The organism is Bacillus nitratireducens (assembly GCF_001884135.1).
Taxonomy (GTDB): Bacteria; Bacillota; Bacilli; order Bacillales; family Bacillaceae_G; genus Bacillus_A; species Bacillus_A nitratireducens.
Window position 1 is genome coordinate 279,672 of sequence record NZ_MAOC01000091.1, and the last position, 15,722, is coordinate 295,393.

15 protein-coding genes are annotated in these 15,722 nt (G+C 33.0%); 4 read left to right on the forward strand and 11 right to left on the reverse strand.

The annotated features are described in order from the left end of the window. Window positions 1-83: 83 nt before the first annotated feature. From BAU23_RS26290 to BAU23_RS26320, 7 genes are all read right to left on the reverse strand, one after another. On the reverse strand, window positions 84-1,826 hold the full coding sequence (locus BAU23_RS26290; protein ID WP_071735485.1) for an amidohydrolase: 1,743 nt from the start codon (window positions 1,824-1,826) through the stop codon (window positions 84-86). 81 nt (window positions 1,827-1,907) lie between these two features. Next, window positions 1,908-2,729: a MerR family transcriptional regulator gene (locus tag BAU23_RS26295; RefSeq protein ID WP_016130030.1), complete on the reverse strand. Its 822-nt coding sequence runs from the start codon at window positions 2,727-2,729 to the stop codon at window positions 1,908-1,910. A gap of 44 nt (window positions 2,730-2,773) precedes the next feature. Then, window positions 2,774-3,751 (reverse strand): agmatine deiminase family protein, encoded by a 978-nt coding sequence (locus tag BAU23_RS26300; RefSeq protein WP_071735605.1) that lies wholly within the window; start codon window positions 3,749-3,751, stop codon window positions 2,774-2,776. Window positions 3,752-3,968: 217 nt separating this feature from the next. Further along, window positions 3,969-4,901 (reverse strand): bestrophin family protein, encoded by a 933-nt coding sequence (locus tag BAU23_RS26305; RefSeq protein ID WP_000233835.1) that lies wholly within the window; start codon window positions 4,899-4,901, stop codon window positions 3,969-3,971. A 172-nt stretch (window positions 4,902-5,073) separates the two neighbouring features. After that, the gene (gene psiE, locus BAU23_RS26310; RefSeq protein ID WP_000916787.1) at window positions 5,074-5,493 is read right to left on the reverse strand and encodes a phosphate-starvation-inducible protein PsiE; all 420 of its coding nucleotides are present in this window, start codon (window positions 5,491-5,493) and stop codon (window positions 5,074-5,076) included. Between the two features lie 176 nt (window positions 5,494-5,669). Next, window positions 5,670-6,827 (reverse strand): agmatine deiminase family protein, encoded by a 1,158-nt coding sequence (locus BAU23_RS26315; protein WP_000758198.1) that lies wholly within the window; start codon window positions 6,825-6,827, stop codon window positions 5,670-5,672. 299 nt (window positions 6,828-7,126) lie between these two features. Further along, complete coding sequence (locus BAU23_RS26320; RefSeq protein WP_000475308.1) at window positions 7,127-8,233, reverse strand: serine hydrolase domain-containing protein; 1,107 nt, start codon at window positions 8,231-8,233, stop codon at window positions 7,127-7,129. A gap of 261 nt (window positions 8,234-8,494) precedes the next feature. On the opposite strand from BAU23_RS26320, the gene BAU23_RS26325 reads away from it, so the two are divergent. After that, entirely contained in the window at window positions 8,495-8,722 is a 228-nt protein-coding gene (locus tag BAU23_RS26325; protein WP_016130033.1) for a hypothetical protein, read from the forward strand. A gap of 109 nt (window positions 8,723-8,831) precedes the next feature. Here BAU23_RS26325 and BAU23_RS26330 read toward each other — a convergent pair whose 3' ends face one another. Next, window positions 8,832-10,058 carry an MFS transporter gene (locus BAU23_RS26330; RefSeq protein WP_208611249.1) on the reverse strand — a complete coding sequence of 409 codons (1,227 nt, stop codon included), beginning with the start codon at window positions 10,056-10,058 and terminating at the stop codon, window positions 8,832-8,834. 97 nt (window positions 10,059-10,155) lie between these two features. Here BAU23_RS26330 and BAU23_RS26335 point away from each other — a divergent pair, with 97 nt between their 5' ends. From BAU23_RS26335 to BAU23_RS26345, 3 genes are all read left to right on the forward strand, one after another. Beyond that, complete coding sequence (locus BAU23_RS26335) at window positions 10,156-11,007, forward strand: LysR family transcriptional regulator (protein ID WP_071735488.1); 852 nt, start codon at window positions 10,156-10,158, stop codon at window positions 11,005-11,007. Continuing rightward, complete coding sequence (locus BAU23_RS26340) at window positions 11,000-11,512, forward strand: DUF3916 domain-containing protein (RefSeq protein WP_071735490.1); 513 nt, start codon at window positions 11,000-11,002, stop codon at window positions 11,510-11,512. Before BAU23_RS26335 ends, BAU23_RS26340 begins: the two co-directional genes overlap by 8 nt. Window positions 11,513-11,605: 93 nt before the next feature. Further along, window positions 11,606-12,283, forward strand: coding sequence for a YdcF family protein (locus BAU23_RS26345; RefSeq protein ID WP_071735492.1), 678 nt, complete (start codon window positions 11,606-11,608; stop codon window positions 12,281-12,283). A 55-nt stretch (window positions 12,284-12,338) separates the two neighbouring features. Here BAU23_RS26345 and BAU23_RS26350 read toward each other — a convergent pair whose 3' ends face one another. From BAU23_RS26350 to helD, 3 genes are all read right to left on the reverse strand, one after another. Then, window positions 12,339-12,698 (reverse strand): hypothetical protein, encoded by a 360-nt coding sequence (locus tag BAU23_RS26350; RefSeq protein ID WP_016130038.1) that lies wholly within the window; start codon window positions 12,696-12,698, stop codon window positions 12,339-12,341. Window positions 12,699-12,782: 84 nt separating this feature from the next. Beyond that, window positions 12,783-13,379: a hypothetical protein gene (locus BAU23_RS26355; protein WP_071735494.1), complete on the reverse strand. Its 597-nt coding sequence runs from the start codon at window positions 13,377-13,379 to the stop codon at window positions 12,783-12,785. After that, window positions 13,379-15,700, reverse strand: coding sequence for an RNA polymerase recycling motor HelD (helD, locus tag BAU23_RS26360; RefSeq protein WP_071735496.1), 2,322 nt, complete (start codon window positions 15,698-15,700; stop codon window positions 13,379-13,381). The genes BAU23_RS26355 and helD overlap by 1 nt, the downstream gene beginning before the upstream one ends. Window positions 15,701-15,722: the final 22 nt, after the last annotated feature.

The window sequence follows — 15,722 nt, forward strand, 5'->3', positions numbered from 1 at the left end:
TTCTACGAATGTAAGTTCAGTCTAAACTTTGACATCGTGTTAAGGTCAACAGAAATATATTAACTACTTCATAAACTGATTCTTTATTCTCCCTTGTGATACACTACTTCTCCTTGTAAAACCGTCACTAAAACTTTCGCATTCGGAATCTTATCGGTACTCATTTTAGTAATATCTTCATTTAGTAATATCATATCGGCTGATTTACCTACTTCAATTGAACCAGTAACACTATCAAGACCTAATGCTTTAGCTGGCTTAATTGTATAAGCATCGATAGCTGCGTATACATCAGACAAGCCCTTTTCATCAATGCTTAGTGCATTTGAAATCGTCACAAGTGGATTTACTTCATTTACATCCCAATCACTACTAAGTGATACGTTTGCTCCTGTTTTCCAAATTCGTTCTAACGGCATAATTCGTTTCATCTGTTGATTTGTAAAATACGTACTCGCCCAGCTTTGTTTAGGATCTTCCGCAAAATCATGACCTACTTGAAAATCAGCGCTAATACCTAATTTAACAAAACGATTTATATCACTATCTTCTACCATTTCCACGTGCGTAAGCGTATAAGGTTGATTCGCACCTTCTTTTTTCGCTGCTTCAATTGCATTTAAACTCTCTCTTACCCCGCCATCTCCAATTGTGTGAATGAGTGCACCGTAACCAAGTTTATTAAGTTCAGTTAACCACCATTTCATTTTTTCTTCTGGAATATAGTTCAAACCATACGGGGTTCCTTTAAACCACTCAAATTTATATTTTTCAAGCGTTTTAGCTGTACTATTAATACTAATTCCATCACTATACATTTTCACTTGATTAATAAGCATGCGGGATGACAAATCATCACGTTTAATTTTTTTGAAATACTCCATTTGTTCTGCTTCATTTACATTTGGATATACCCATGGGCGAAGTACTACTCGCGTTGTTAATTTTTTTTCATCATGTACTTTATTCCAAACGTCTAACCAGCCTCGCTTCCAATAAAGACGTCCATCACCGACTGTTGTAATACCATTCTTCGCAACCTCATCTAATCCGTCCAGCAAACCTTCATAATTTTTTTCAAACAGATTGGGCTGAGAATTCCATGCTTTTTCCATCACGATATCTCCTGCTGTATCATAAAGAATCCCAAAAGCTTCTCCTGTCTCTGGATCCCGAATAATTCTTCCGCCTTGCGGATCTTTCGTATCTTTATTTATTCCAGCTAACTCCAGTGCTTTTGAGTTAACCCATACAGAATGAGAGGTTCTTTCCATAATTAATACGGGGTTATTAGGAAATAACTCATCAAGAACTTGTAATGGCGTTTGTTGTTCTGATTTTTCGTCCATATCTTTTAACAGCTCTTCCAAACTAAACCCTGTTCCACTTATCCATTCGCCATCTTTCACATTTTTTTTACAAGCCTTTAAATACGAGCGTTGTTCTTGCAGCGAAGCATCTGATGAGACACTACAATTCCCTGCTGCTGGTGATTTCGCCTCAAATATATGATTATGATTGTCCACAAAACCAGGGAGAATAAAACGTCCTTGTAAATCCACCACTTTCGTATCTTCATTTATAAATTCTTCTACATCTTTGTTTGAACCAACAAATGTAATTTTCCCTTCTTTAACGGCTACAGCCTCTACAATGTCTTGCTTGCCATTTGAAGTATAGATTGTACCATTTTTAAACACTACATTTTTGGGCAACTGATTTGGTAGAACGAAGCTACCATTCTCACCTTCTCCTACTCCAGGAGTACACGCTGAAACCCATGTCATACTTAGAATCAGACAAATAATCATGATTGTTCTTTTCATATTCTTTCTCCTTTTTATTATGATGAATTACTTACATAAATAGAATAAGGATTGACATAATGTTAATGTCAATCCTTATTCTCATTCTATTTTCATAACTAAAAAACAAATTTGTGTGACATACTCTTCTACTAAACAATCACATTCAGATCCCTTTATGTAGACCTCATATGGTGAACCATCTATTACATAACCATTTCTTTCAATCCATTTTTCTAACGCAATATAAGCGTAGCCTATATAGTCATAACTTCCATAATGCATAGTAGTAACGATTTGATGTGGATTTAATTTTTTTATTTCATATTCTTGTACTACATCTTTATTGTTCCCATGCATGACCGGAATCCTTAATTCAACTTCACTTTCATTTGGAATATACTCTTCATCATAAAAGACCGTAGAGGGCGAACCGACCATTTGTAAGTTATGCTTTTGTACTTTTTCATATAAGTCATAAAAATAATCATCCATATCATCTATATTTATTTGCAGTCTTTGAGCAATTACTGTTATTTCATTTCTCATTCCAATAAATATATCGTAATTTCTATGACAAGCAGTATTTAAAGCATGATTCATATTTACCATTTCATTCATTTCTGAAATAACCTGTAAATTTTGTTTTACCTCATGAGACAACTCTATAATTTGCGATTGCATATGTTTAATAAATGAATCTTGATCTGATGACTGAAGAATGATTTTAATTTTCGGTAAAGGGAACTTGTACTCCCTTAGCTTTTTAATTTTCAACGCTATTTCAAGCTGCCCTTGCTCATAATATCTATATCCATTTACTGGATTCACATATGCTGGTTTCAATATTTCCTCTTTATCATAATGCCTTAACATTCGTGTACTCATTTTACAAATCCGTGAAAATTCAGTAATTGTATACATATAAATACCCCTTGAATACATTTTCTTATATATAAGCTTATTTATTAAAACCAATCAAATATTTTTCTGATTGAAGAACCTTCATTCTGATCGTTCAGCCTTTTCATTTTTGAAGGTAACAAATGACTAGGACAATACCACGTTAAACAATTCATGGCGCCTCCCATTGTCGATATTTCTCCTACATGACTTTGAATAACTTGTTTCTCAGTATGCTGTTGAATATATCGTAAAACTTCCTCATCTTTAGCTAATCCAAACTTAGGAACGTAAAGCGTATCACATGTTTCTAACATATTTATATATAAACCTTTTGCTGACGCTATCTCTTCATCGTATTGACCCTTCTCTGTATATGACGAAGGAACAACTATAAATTCAGCCTCTGGCATTTGCTCTTGAATAATCTCTTGAACCTTATATCTAAATTCATGATCCCCTAAAAAATCACTAATAAACATTGTATGTTCATCAATAAATTTAACCATCCCGTCTGCGTGTGCAAATACATCTCCCTCTTCAGCAGGAATAATAATAACCCGACTCACATCCAAATCCCATTCCAGTTGCTCTATAATTTCTTCTTCCGTCCAATCATAATTATCATCAAATATGCGTTCCGTTAATATAACAGTATCTTTTTTATTCCAAATAAGATTTCCACCGTCTAATATCAATGGAGACTTCACATATTCAAAATCGTTCTTTTTCAACCATTTATTAAATTGTTGATCTAAATATCTCCATTGATCTTTCGGTAAGTAATTTGGTTGATATTTAAATTTAACTAAATGATTTGTGACAACTGGTGCAACATCTCTTAGCCAAATATCATCATACTCAAAAAAGCTTGTATGAAAGTCTTGCTCTTCAACGGATAAAGAAACAAGTTGATCAGTAAATGATTTATTTTCATTTAAGTATTCATTAAAATAAATCAGGTCTTCATAAAATGGACGATAATATGCATTTGATTTATCTGGTATTGCAGTAAAAATAATTCCATTATGTTTTTGTTCCATATTATTTACCTCGCTTTTTAATAATGGTTGAATAACTAATTTCACTATGCCAACTATTTCTCTTTTCATAACAATGTTCGAAACGTGCACATTTCATGAATGGATTATAGCACGGAGAAATATTATATATTTATATAAAAAATATAAAGCTGTCGTTAAGCCGTAAACTGACTCTTGACAAGGTTTTTTAATTTTAATCGTCGTACACAATGAGGGATTAGATGATTTTTTTATCAAGATTCAAATCCATTACTTCTAATAGGGCGTTTTGGTTATATAAATTCACTAAATGCGTTTCTACCCCAATGCAAATTCCTTCTAACGGAAGATCGTTTGGATCCTGACCAAATGGATCCTCAATTTCAACTCCTATTGCTTCAATACCTATAAATGCAAAACTTATAAACGTAGTTGCAAGTACTGTAAACCATCCAAGACTATCAACAAGGCCAATCGGTAAAGTCCCACAAAATATGAGCAGTAAAATTTTAATATGAGCAAAATATGCAAAAGGAATAGGCGTTGTTTTGATCCGATCACATCCACCCACAGCCGTGAGCAGAGTATTCAAATCAGCTTCCATATTAATTATCGCATTTGGATGAATTTGACCCGTTTTTAAACCTTTTGATAGTATAGTTTTTAACATAAAAACTATACTAATCGGTAAATGAATAGACTCAGCCAACATCTCTTTTTCCTTCTCAGAACAAATATCAAACAATGCTTTTATTTCGGATAAATCTTTTTCGTCTCTCAAATGTCCTTTCGCTATCTTTGGAAAAGCAATTAACAAATGTAAAAATTTTAATTTTTCCTGATCCGTCTTTTTCCCTTCAGACTCCCAGTAACATAAAAAACTAACTGCCAAATTTCTAGTACAAGCACCAACCGTGCCAAATAACTTTCTACCTTCCCAATACCTATCATAGGCAGTGTTAGTACGAAAAACTAACAGTAGACCTAAAGCTCCTCCAACAATTACCCAAGGAGTTTGATTCATTTTTATTTCTACATAATAATAATGAATCACAGTTACTATCGCTGAAACACATATATATAATAAAATTTGCGGGAAAATATCTCTTATAACCGTTCCCTTTAATGTAAATATTTGATGTGAACTATTCTGATTATTGTAATGTACCATATTTACAAAAACCTCTTTCTTTATTAACTTTCTTTAAATTATGAAAGTATACAATTAAATAGTAGAATCATAAATCCTATTATTATGAAACTAGTTAAGATTATTTCTTTCAATACCATTACTCCTTTTTATCAAAAGATAAAACATCTTTTTTGATTTAAACAACAAATGTTCACTCTTCTAAATCACGACGCATTATTTTAGAATTTGCAATAAATAAAGCACTAATTAACACAAGAATCGCGCAAGCATATAACAATGAATCCATTGGACTATCATGGTCTATAATAATTAGACGAACAATGGCCGTAATACCTATATATATAAAATAACGTAATGGAAAATGAAAGTTCATTTGAAAATACTTTATAATCATTACAATGAATTCAAAATATAAAAAGAATACGACAATGCTATCAATTAAATGATAACCAGATTCCTCACCACTCAATTTCAGTTCTTGTATAAATTGAATGACTTCTTTCATAAGAAACACACTTAAAACAATTCCCAAACAGATCAAAGCTACATTTATAATGTACTGTAGAACGATAGGGAACAACGAAAATACTCTCTTTAAATTCTTTAACACAAAAATTTTTCTCCTTTTCCATATAAAACAATAATGACAATATATTTTTATTTAATTATCATTACATTAAAATTATACATTTCATTCTTATTACAGTTGTTAAAACAAGACAAAATAGGTAAAGATAGCATTTCACCTATTTTGTCTATAAAGCAACATAACGAAACTATAATCGATTACTTCAATTGAATCGGTTGTTGCTGTGTCACACAATGGATCATTCCACCATTTTTATAAAGTTCTCTCACATCAATTCCCACTACTTTACGATCCGGATATAACTTCTGAATCGTATCGTTTGCGATTTTGTCATTTGGATCGTTATAGTTAGGCACCAATACAACTTTATTTCCAATATAATAATTGATATACGACCCTTTATAATCAAGAGTTTTTCCATCTTCTAAAGTAACTTTATCTTTACTAAGTGGTAAGTATTCATACTTATATTTCTGTCCTGAAGCATTTTTTGCATCTAACAATTTATCCATATCTTTGTTTGACAAGCCCCATTCAGCCAAGTCATCTTCTGCCATCGTTACGATTGTAGATTTATCATGAAATTTAGCAAATCCATCAATATGAAAATCAGTAATATCTAAATTAGGCACCCCATCTAACCAAATAAAGTTTGTCACCCCAAGGTCACTTATATATTTTTCAATTTCCTCTTCTGATAAATCAGGATTTCTATTTTTATTCGTTACTGCGCTTCGAGTTAATAAAGCAGTCCCATTGCTGTCTAATTCAATTGCGCCACCTTCAAGGACAAATTTCCCCCAATCAATTCTTTCAATCCCTAATTGTTTACTAACATTCTCACGTATACGGGCATCATTTTTATAAGGAGTTTTCTTTCCCCAACCATTAAATGCTGGATCTAATATTTTTAGGTTTTTATTATTATCATAAACAAAAATCGGTCCACTATCTCTTGCCCACACATCATCTGTAGGAGCGATAAAGAAATCAACTTTAGCCATATTCAGCCCTTTATCTATTAAAAGCTTATTGATTCGCTCTTTCTCCTCCTCATCATATGCAACAATGTGGACTTTTTCACCCTCAGTTAAAGCACTTGCCATCTTAATCCAAATAGGTTCGACTTCTTGTTTATACTCTTGACCATATGTGTATTCATGAGGCCATTGTAGCCATGTACCTTCATGTTTATCTTTTTCATCCGGCATCGTATATTTTCCAGCGTTTTTCTGTACCTCTACTTTTTTATCCTCTTTCCCTTTGACATTTTCATTATTCCCTTCAAAAGAACATCCACTAATAATCGTTATAGATAATGTAGCGATTAAACAAAACTTTACTACTTTTTTCATTTTTCAACCTCCTGTTCATGTCTACAATAATGTAAGGCTTAACATAGTGTGAAGCTCAAGCTTTTTCATCAATGTAAAAATTACCAATTATTCTCCCGCATGATAATCACATAATTTCAATACAAATAGATGACATTCACAAAAAAATTCCCTATATTTAACATTAATATCATTTAACTTCCTTCATAAATTTATTCTAATATTAATTCCCTCTCATACACGCTTGTTCACTAAATAAAACTTTACTAAATAAAAAAATCGGTATTGATAATTTTATATCAATACCGATTTTTAAATAATTATTTTCCTTCTATTAAATCTTTCGCCATCTTTCTAAACTCTTGATTAAATGTATCGTTCATCCCATTCTGTACGTTAGAGAAAAGAATCACATAAATCCGTTTATCTCCATTAAAATTATTAAATGTGTTCCATCCAGCTAATACTCCATGATTATGATTATAATCTGCATTAATGTAGAAACTAAATCCATACTTCCTAGCGGGTGATACAGTAAACATATCTGATAAATTTTGTTTAGAAAGTAGCTTACCATCCATAATTGCCTCATCTAACCTTTTCATATCATCAACAGTGGTGTACATTTCACCACAACCATATAGCCAATTCATTCTTAAACGAGACGTAGTTACTAACTCATTATCTTTTTTCGTATACCCTGTTGCTAAAAACATATCTCCAGGAAAAGTTGCCCCCATCCCAGATTCATACATCCCAACAGGAGTAAAAATATTTTCTTTCACATATTCAGAAAGCGGTTTATTCGATAACTTTTCTACAATATATGCAAGCACCATATAATTATAATCTGTATATCTCCATCCCGTTCCTGCAGGAAATTCAAGCTTTTGTGATCCAATCCATGTTACTAACTTTAAGCGTGATGCTGCATCAACACCACCTTGTCCCTGCTCTGGCAATCCAGAAGTGTGTGTTAACAAATTTCTTAACGTAATATTTTTATCTGCCGGAAACGACGGAATATATTTATTCACATTATCCTCTATATTTAATTTCCCTTTTTCTCTTAGCTGTAATATAGATATTGCAACTACCGTTTTCGTAATGGAACCGATGCGATATTTTGTTCTTGGCGTTGTTAAAACTTTATCTTTTATATTCGCATACCCGTAGCCTTTTCGTAAAACCACATTATTTTTATCCGTTACGAGAACCGTTCCGTTAAATCCTTTATCTTTTAAATATTGATCGAGTTTCGTTGCTGCAATATCATAACGTTTTTGCTGATTCGCATCAACTTTATCCTCAAAATTTGAAAATGCCTTCAAACTGTATTTCTTTTCTTTATTTGCATGTATGAGTGCAGCGACACTTCCACAAAAAATAGCAAAAACAAAGAAAGCGATTAACCATTTCTTAAACATATGGGAACCCTCTTTTATCTAGTTTCACTTTATACTTTTCCATTCTATTCTATATCTTTTAGTTTTTAAATATCTTATAATCTATCTACTCTATTATTCCTCATATTAAACTAGATTCCTTTTTCTAACGTTCAAATTTTAACTACTCTCTATTGTAGTTCTTTTTTACAAAATTTCCACCTTACAATCGGATACATCCAACTTTAATTTAAATTTTTTATGTAACATTCGTTACACATTAACAAGAATGGGGGCGTTAATTTGAAAAAGACCGATAAACGCAATCGTTTAGATGATATGATGTTTCATTATCGAGTAACAAAAAACAATATAGTTTCAATTGAATATTACGGAAAACAGATTATAATTTTAAAAGGAAATGATGCTGAAAAATTTTTAAACAAAATAAATCGGGCAAATAACGAAAAAGAAAAACAACTTATTATGGCTAAAATTACAGGTAATTTCAAAAGAGGAAATGAGCGTTAATGAAAACGAATCTCATTTACAAATTGATTATACAGCATATTAAAAAAGAAATGTCACTCCCATGACATTTCTTTAGATTTTCTTCATAAAAGATTTACATTTTTAATATTCATTTACTTTTACATAAACTTACTGCTGAAACGCTTAGTAATGCAGCTATCCCCATCCATGCATATGTGTAGCCTTCTCGATCTACTATATAACCAAACAAAGCAGGTGCAAAGATAATAGCAATTTGATTAAGCGTAAGTGCAAAACTCATTGTTAAACCTACCGATTCCTCACTTGCAGACTCAGCAACTTCGACCATAAAAAGACTAAACCAACCAATTGCAAAAAATCCTAATAGTCCGCTTACCACAAATAATGCCCCAAGTCTCATTGTATGTATACTCATCACAACAACTAGAATTAAGCAAGAAGAAATACATACACAAATAAACAACGGTGTCCGACGATTCCCTTTGTAATATGTATCACTTATTGTAGCTAATATAATTCGGCCTATCATTCCCGCAAATAGCATAACCGAAAATACTTTCCCTGCTAAAATAGGTGTTATCGATTTTTCAACAGCTAAAAATTTCATAAAATGTCCGACTAATACCATCTGTAAAGAAATCATACAAATACCTGTAATAAAAATTGGATACAGCTCTTTTTTACATATTACCTTTTTTAACTGCATCCAAAAAGAAATACTTACATTTTCTTGGCTCGTGTGTTCTCGTACGTACGATTCCCTATAAAATATGAAAAACAATAACCCACCTACTATACATATAGTTACAATAACATTTATCGTATAAGATAAACTAAATTTAAGTGTAAGCAAAGGGATCGTTACTCCTGCTAACGCCCCGCCAATAGGTATACCGGCTTGCCGTATTCCCATAGCTAATCCGCGCATTTCTTTCGGAAACCATTTCAAGATTACTTTACTTCCCCCTGGCTGGGATACGCTATAAAAAGTTCCTATTAAAAGAAGGACATATAATAGCCCAATAAATCCCCTTGCCATATGAGCAAGTAAAAGCCCCCCGCCAAGTAATACAGCGCTCGCTCCAATTAATATTCTTTCGTTATATCGATCAAGTAACCTTCCGGCAAAAAGCATACAAAACAGCGGACCAATATTTACAGCACTTATTAACAACCCAACCTGCATATTCGAAAGTGCATATTTCTGTTTCCAAAATAAAGCGAGTACCCCTACTCCATATGTTATAAGTGTTGCACTTGCCTGTGCTACCGTTGCCAAAGTTAACATGATCCATTTATTAGAACTACTGTACTTTTCAATTTTTTCTTCACTTATCAACGTTATCTCCCCCATATCCCTTTCATTGTATGAAGGTTCTGATATCATGTAAAATAAGTGTTAATAATAGAATCCATCAAAAAAATTGATACCTTTTTCGGGGTGATAATAAATGGACATAAAAGATTTAACGGTTTTTTACGAAGTTGCGACAGTAGGAAATATATCTCATGTCGCAAAAAATTTAAACTATGTACAATCAGGTGTAACGATGCGTATAAAACAACTAGAAATCGAGTTAGGTGTGCCTTTATTTTATCGAAATGGAAAAGGCGTTACTTTAACTTCTAACGGAAAAATTTTATTAACATATGCAAAACAAATCATCCACTTAATCGATCAATCCATTCAAGCTGTCCAAAGTAACGGAACCGAGCCAAAAGGCACGTTAAAAATCGGGTGTACAGAATCGACAACAGCCGTTCGTCTCCCGCCCATATTAACGACCTATTATGAAAAGTATCCAGAAGTTGAATTGATTCTAGAAACAAATACGACAGACCAATTAACTCAGCTCGTTTTAGAGCGAAAACTTGACGGGGCTCTTATCGCTGGAAATATTCAGCATACTGAACTTCATACACTTTCATTTCGAGAAGAAGAACTCGTTCTCATTAGCAAGACTCCTCTATCTTCCTTTAAAACAATAGGAGAACTGAATTTACTCGCTTTTAGTCAAGGTTGTTATTACAGAAAACTATTAGAAAACTGGCTTCAAGAAGAAGGGATTTCACCTAAAAGAATACTAGAATTCGGAACAATTGAAGCAATACTTGCATGTGTAAAATCAGGTATGGGTACGGCTATTATGCTGAAATCTATTATTCCAGATTACGAACATGGGTTATCTTTAAATACATTACCAAATCACTTTAAAAAGGTTCCTACTACCTTTATTACTCGAAAAGATATTTTCCACTCAGCTGCCCTGCAAAAATTTATGGAGATGATCAACAATGCGTGAAAAAAAAATACGCGGAATGAAACGAAAAACAAAAACTCTTATAAAAAGAATTGAAGACTCTACTAAAGCATTTCCGTCTACTTTCTATAACGATGAATACTGGCATATGTCTTTACCAGGCTCTCAAGCTTTTATCGATTCTAGTACAACACCTAGGAAAGTAAAGCGATTGTGCATTCAAACCCTGTTAAATCAAGCGAATCAATTAATGACAATGAAACCGAACGATACAAATACATATCGAGTCGTTGTTATGATCAAAATAGCAAGCTTATGGAACTCACAAATCATCATATTTAAAAACGACGACTACTTTCAAAAATTTTTCAATAGAGATAATGAATTTCAAAAATGGATTCCCCTCCCCAATGATTCCGACTTCGGGCATGAATGGAAAATATCAATTTCTAACAGTGTCCAAACATTGCATTTCCAAGAGATAATCAAGGATGAAGATGAATTTTATGATGAAGTAGAACTTTTGTTTATAGGAGAGTTATCATAAAAGGGGAACTGTCAAATGAAAAACTTCCCTTTTTCCACTAAACAACATCGCTATATAATGAATTTAACATTTCACTATATAGGAGGTTTTCATATGGTAATCCCTAAATACCCTGAAGTCCCACATCTTACGAAAAAACAAATTGAAGAAATAACCGAAATCGCTTTCCTAAAAGAATCAACACCACAACAGTGTGATGCAATTTTCGTTTTCGGTGGTTCCCATCCTGGGAATTGGCAAGCTCCTTTACATGCTTATCAACAAGGTTTAGGTGCACAAATTATCGTCACAGGTGGTACTAGTTTACATGGAATGAAACATCCAAACTGGAATTATGGAGAGTTATCAGAATCAGAAGTAATTGTTAACAAGTTAATTGAACACGGTGTACCAGAAGACGCTATCATTTTCGAGAAAAACTCTCTCCATTCTATCGCAAATGTAATTGAAGCTAAGAAGATTTTTGATTTTACAACAATTAATAGTTTACTGTTTGTATGTAAAAGTTTAGGAGCAGGTCGGCAATATAGAGTATTAAAAAAACATTTACCAAAACATATAACTTGTATTCCATATACATTTGATACAAGTTTTGATGGTGATTTTATAATTAATAGATATAATTGGATGGAAAATGAGAAAAATCGCTCTATAATTTTCGGCGAATACTTGAGAAATGTTTGCTACGGCCGAAAAGGTGGAATTGAACCTCCTGAGAAAGAGATTGAAGGATTAGAAAAATACGTAGTATATTACCAACATCTTGCATAATATTTTTTCAGCATAAAAAATATCGGGAAGCCAATATAAAGGCTTCCCGAATATTCTAATGATGCATAAATAACACTAAAATTACTTTTCCTCTTTCATTTTCCCACATTTCAACAAAGAAGAGATATTCATCTGGAAAATCTTCTAAAGATACTGGTTCATCAGTAAGACAAATATTATTGTGATATTTTGTATCCCATTCGGCTCTCACATCATCTATTGATTCACGCTCTAAATTACTTTTTCGATCGTCAAAATAATCGGATATAAACACTTCTTCTATTCCACCGTTATAAATCATTTGTTTCAGTTCTGCCAACGTAGGATTATTAGAATATATTTTATTTGAGACTACGATGTCATTGTTGTATAACCGCTTACTCTCATTGTCTATAAAATAACCTTTTCTTCTCATATTTCTCAGTCCTTTATGTGCAGTTTATTATATAGATAAAATATTACTAACGGTATATTATCATAGAGACCTACCTATTACATATTAAGCTAAAGCAGCTGGCGACAATAATTGTGGTCCTTTCCCCATTCGTGCCAATACCCAGTCATCATAATACCACATTTCTGTTTGACGGCGGCTCATCATATAATCCCAGCGTACTTCACGCTCAAATTCGATGATTTGTCCATCGCCACCAATTGTCACCCAGTTAAAACTTCCGTTATTATGCATCATCTTTACCCATAAAACAGGAAATTCCACAGTTTGTCCCCCATCAACATAATGTCTCGTTTGTTTTTCTATGCGAAGCAAAGTTAGGTCATTTGCATATTGTCGATCAACCTTTTTCATTACATCCATTGCTATTTCCTCTGCCTCATCCTTATGAGGTAGTTTATTAGAGTATACTGGCATCATATTCGTATAACTTAAAAGATGCTTATCTTTTTGAGAAGTAATAGTTGTTATATGAGAGCCACCATAATTTAGTCGTTCTTCTGCTTGATAACGATGTATTTCAACATTTACACCATCACGCAATTCTTCATGCTCATGCACTAATTTTACATACTTCGGAATGGATAATAACATTGAAACTTCCTTATTACAGTTTTGAAAAGCATTTAATTGATTAGCCATTAAGCATCTCTCCCTTTACTAGTTTCGTTTTGAAATAATGCTTTCGGTACTTTCGAAAGCATTGTCGTAATCTCTCCTGCATAATATACATATAATTCATGCATCGCTCGTGTACATGCTACATAAAATAAATTCCGTTCAGATTCTTTGCTATACATGTCATTTGAAGCATCAAATATAATAACAGCGTCAAACTCTATCCCTTTTGCCAAATAAGTAGGAATAATCACAACGCCTTTTTCATAAGTCGTATTTTCTTTTTTTACAAGATGAAAATCTAATTTATTCCCTATTGACTCCATAGCCCTTATACATTCTTCATCTGTTTTACAAATGATTGCAATCGATTTATGACTTTGCTTTTGTAAATCTCTTACTTTATCTATGATACTTTCTGCGCGCTCTCGTTCATCATTCACTTTTATACATAACGGTTTCTTCCCGTTACGGTTAAAAGCTTCAATTTCTTTTCCATTTGGAATGATATGTTTTGTAAATTCAATTATCGGTTTTGCCGAGCGATAACTACGGTTAAGCTGAATTTTTTCTACTTTTCTATTTGCAAACAACGTTGAAATCATATCCATCCCTCTATCGCTAGCGTGTGATAAAATGTTTTGATTTACATCCCCAAGCATTGTCCATTTCGCCTTAGGAAACAGCCGCTTCATAAACGCTAACTGAAATGGTGTATAATCTTGTACTTCATCAATAAATACAAATTTCACAAGGTGATTCGTTTTAAATCCTTCAATTAATTCTTTTAAAAACAAATACGGCGCTGCATCTTCATACGCTAATTGTTTTCTCACCAACCGATTTACTGTTTGTTTACATATCTCTTCCCAACCATCTGGCACAAAAACATCTTTCTGGATGGTTTCAAAGAACTGCTGAAATATTGCAGAATGATTTACAAAAGCTAAAGATTTCACCTTTCTTCGCAATGAACGAAAATGTTTTCTCACTACATATTTCGTTAATAATTCATGTTCCTGCTCATAATAATCAAATTGATTATCCTTCTCTAATTTTTCATAAAAACGATTGTAATCTTCTTTATTTAAATACTGAATTTCTTGTTCTACCCAGTCTTTTTTCGCTTCTTTCTTTTCAAATTCATTTATCTTCTTACGAATCCATTCCGCTGTAAGCTGCATTCGATTCGGTATGGAAATAGACGTTTCTAGCGCATAAAAATAATCATATATCGTTCTTTCCTCAATCAGCACTTCACCTTTAAATGTGACATCATGAAAACCTAGTCCTTTTTCACTTAGACTTCTCGCATATTTCTCAATCAGTCCCATAAATTCAATCGATGATTTATATTGAATTCCTTTTAGCCTCGTTTCATACATGTTTTCCTGTTCTTTCGTTAACATGTATTCTAGCTGTGAAAAAGAATCTTCTACAATAAAACTTTTGCTGATCATATGCTCCACATACGCCTGAAAAGTCGTTTGCTGCATATTTTCCTCACCAAGCTCTGGTAAGACGTTAGCGATATAGCTATTGAACAACTCATTCGGAGAAAACAGCAAAATTTGATCCGCGTTTACTGTCCCGCGGTAACGATATAATAAATACGCAACCCGTTGCAGAGCTGCTGAAGTTTTTCCACTTCCAGCCGTCCCTTGCACAAGTAATACATCACTTTTATCGTTTCGAATAATTTTGTTTTGTTCCTTTTGAATTGTCGCTACAATACTTTTCATTTGTTCACTTGCATTTCTTCCTAGCGCTTCTTGAAGGAGTTCATCCCCTATCGTTACACCTGTATCGAACATACTTTGAATGTTACCATTCCGGATAATATATTGACGTTTCAAAAGTAAATCACCTGATATTGTCCCCATTGGTGCTATATACTTTGCACTTCCTAAAGAATAATCGTAATAAAGACTAGAAATAGGTGCGCGCCAATCATATACTAAAAATCCATCTGTCTCTTTATCATAAAAAGAGCCGATACCAATATAGATCTCATCAGTATCCGCCTCTTGTTCTTCTTTAAAATCAATTCTTCCAAAGTACGGTGTATCTTTTATTTTCGTTAAAAGATTATATTCATTTTTCGCATGGTGATGGGTATGCTCCCTTTCTGAAAGAATCTCGGCCTCTTGCCTAATACTAGCCGCCGTTTCAACCGCCTCTTTAATATTATCTATATTTACTTTTACATCTTCCCAAAAGTTTTTTCTTATATTTACAATTTCAGACTTCACCGAACCAATTCGGCTGTCCAGCTCTTTCAGTTCCTCGTCTACTTTTTCAATGACTACATTTACACGTTGTTGTTCTTCTTTATAATGACTCATATAATCTCCCCTTCTCATTACG

Coding starts and splice junctions, on each gene's coding strand:
- BAU23_RS26290 (WP_071735485.1), bottom strand. CDS start 1,826: ATGAAAAGAACAATCATGATTATTTGTCTGATTCTAAGTATGACATGG.
- BAU23_RS26295 (WP_016130030.1), bottom strand. CDS start 2,729: ATGTATACAATTACTGAATTTTCACGGATTTGTAAAATGAGTACACGA.
- BAU23_RS26300 (WP_071735605.1), bottom strand. CDS start 3,751: ATGGAACAAAAACATAATGGAATTATTTTTACTGCAATACCAGATAAA.
- BAU23_RS26305 (WP_000233835.1), bottom strand. CDS start 4,901: ATGGTACATTACAATAATCAGAATAGTTCACATCAAATATTTACATTA.
- BAU23_RS26315 (WP_000758198.1), bottom strand. CDS start 6,827: ATGAAAAAAGTAGTAAAGTTTTGTTTAATCGCTACATTATCTATAACG.
- BAU23_RS26320 (WP_000475308.1), bottom strand. CDS start 8,233: ATGTTTAAGAAATGGTTAATCGCTTTCTTTGTTTTTGCTATTTTTTGT.
- BAU23_RS26330 (WP_208611249.1), bottom strand. CDS start 10,058: ATGGGGGAGATAACGTTGATAAGTGAAGAAAAAATTGAAAAGTACAGT.
- BAU23_RS26335 (WP_071735488.1), top strand. CDS start 10,156: ATGGACATAAAAGATTTAACGGTTTTTTACGAAGTTGCGACAGTAGGA.
- BAU23_RS26340 (WP_071735490.1), top strand. CDS start 11,000: ATGCGTGAAAAAAAAATACGCGGAATGAAACGAAAAACAAAAACTCTT.
- BAU23_RS26345 (WP_071735492.1), top strand. CDS start 11,606: ATGGTAATCCCTAAATACCCTGAAGTCCCACATCTTACGAAAAAACAA.
- BAU23_RS26350 (WP_016130038.1), bottom strand. CDS start 12,698: ATGAGAAGAAAAGGTTATTTTATAGACAATGAGAGTAAGCGGTTATAC.
- BAU23_RS26355 (WP_071735494.1), bottom strand. CDS start 13,379: ATGGCTAATCAATTAAATGCTTTTCAAAACTGTAATAAGGAAGTTTCA.
- helD (WP_071735496.1), bottom strand. CDS start 15,700: ATGAGTCATTATAAAGAAGAACAACAACGTGTAAATGTAGTCATTGAA.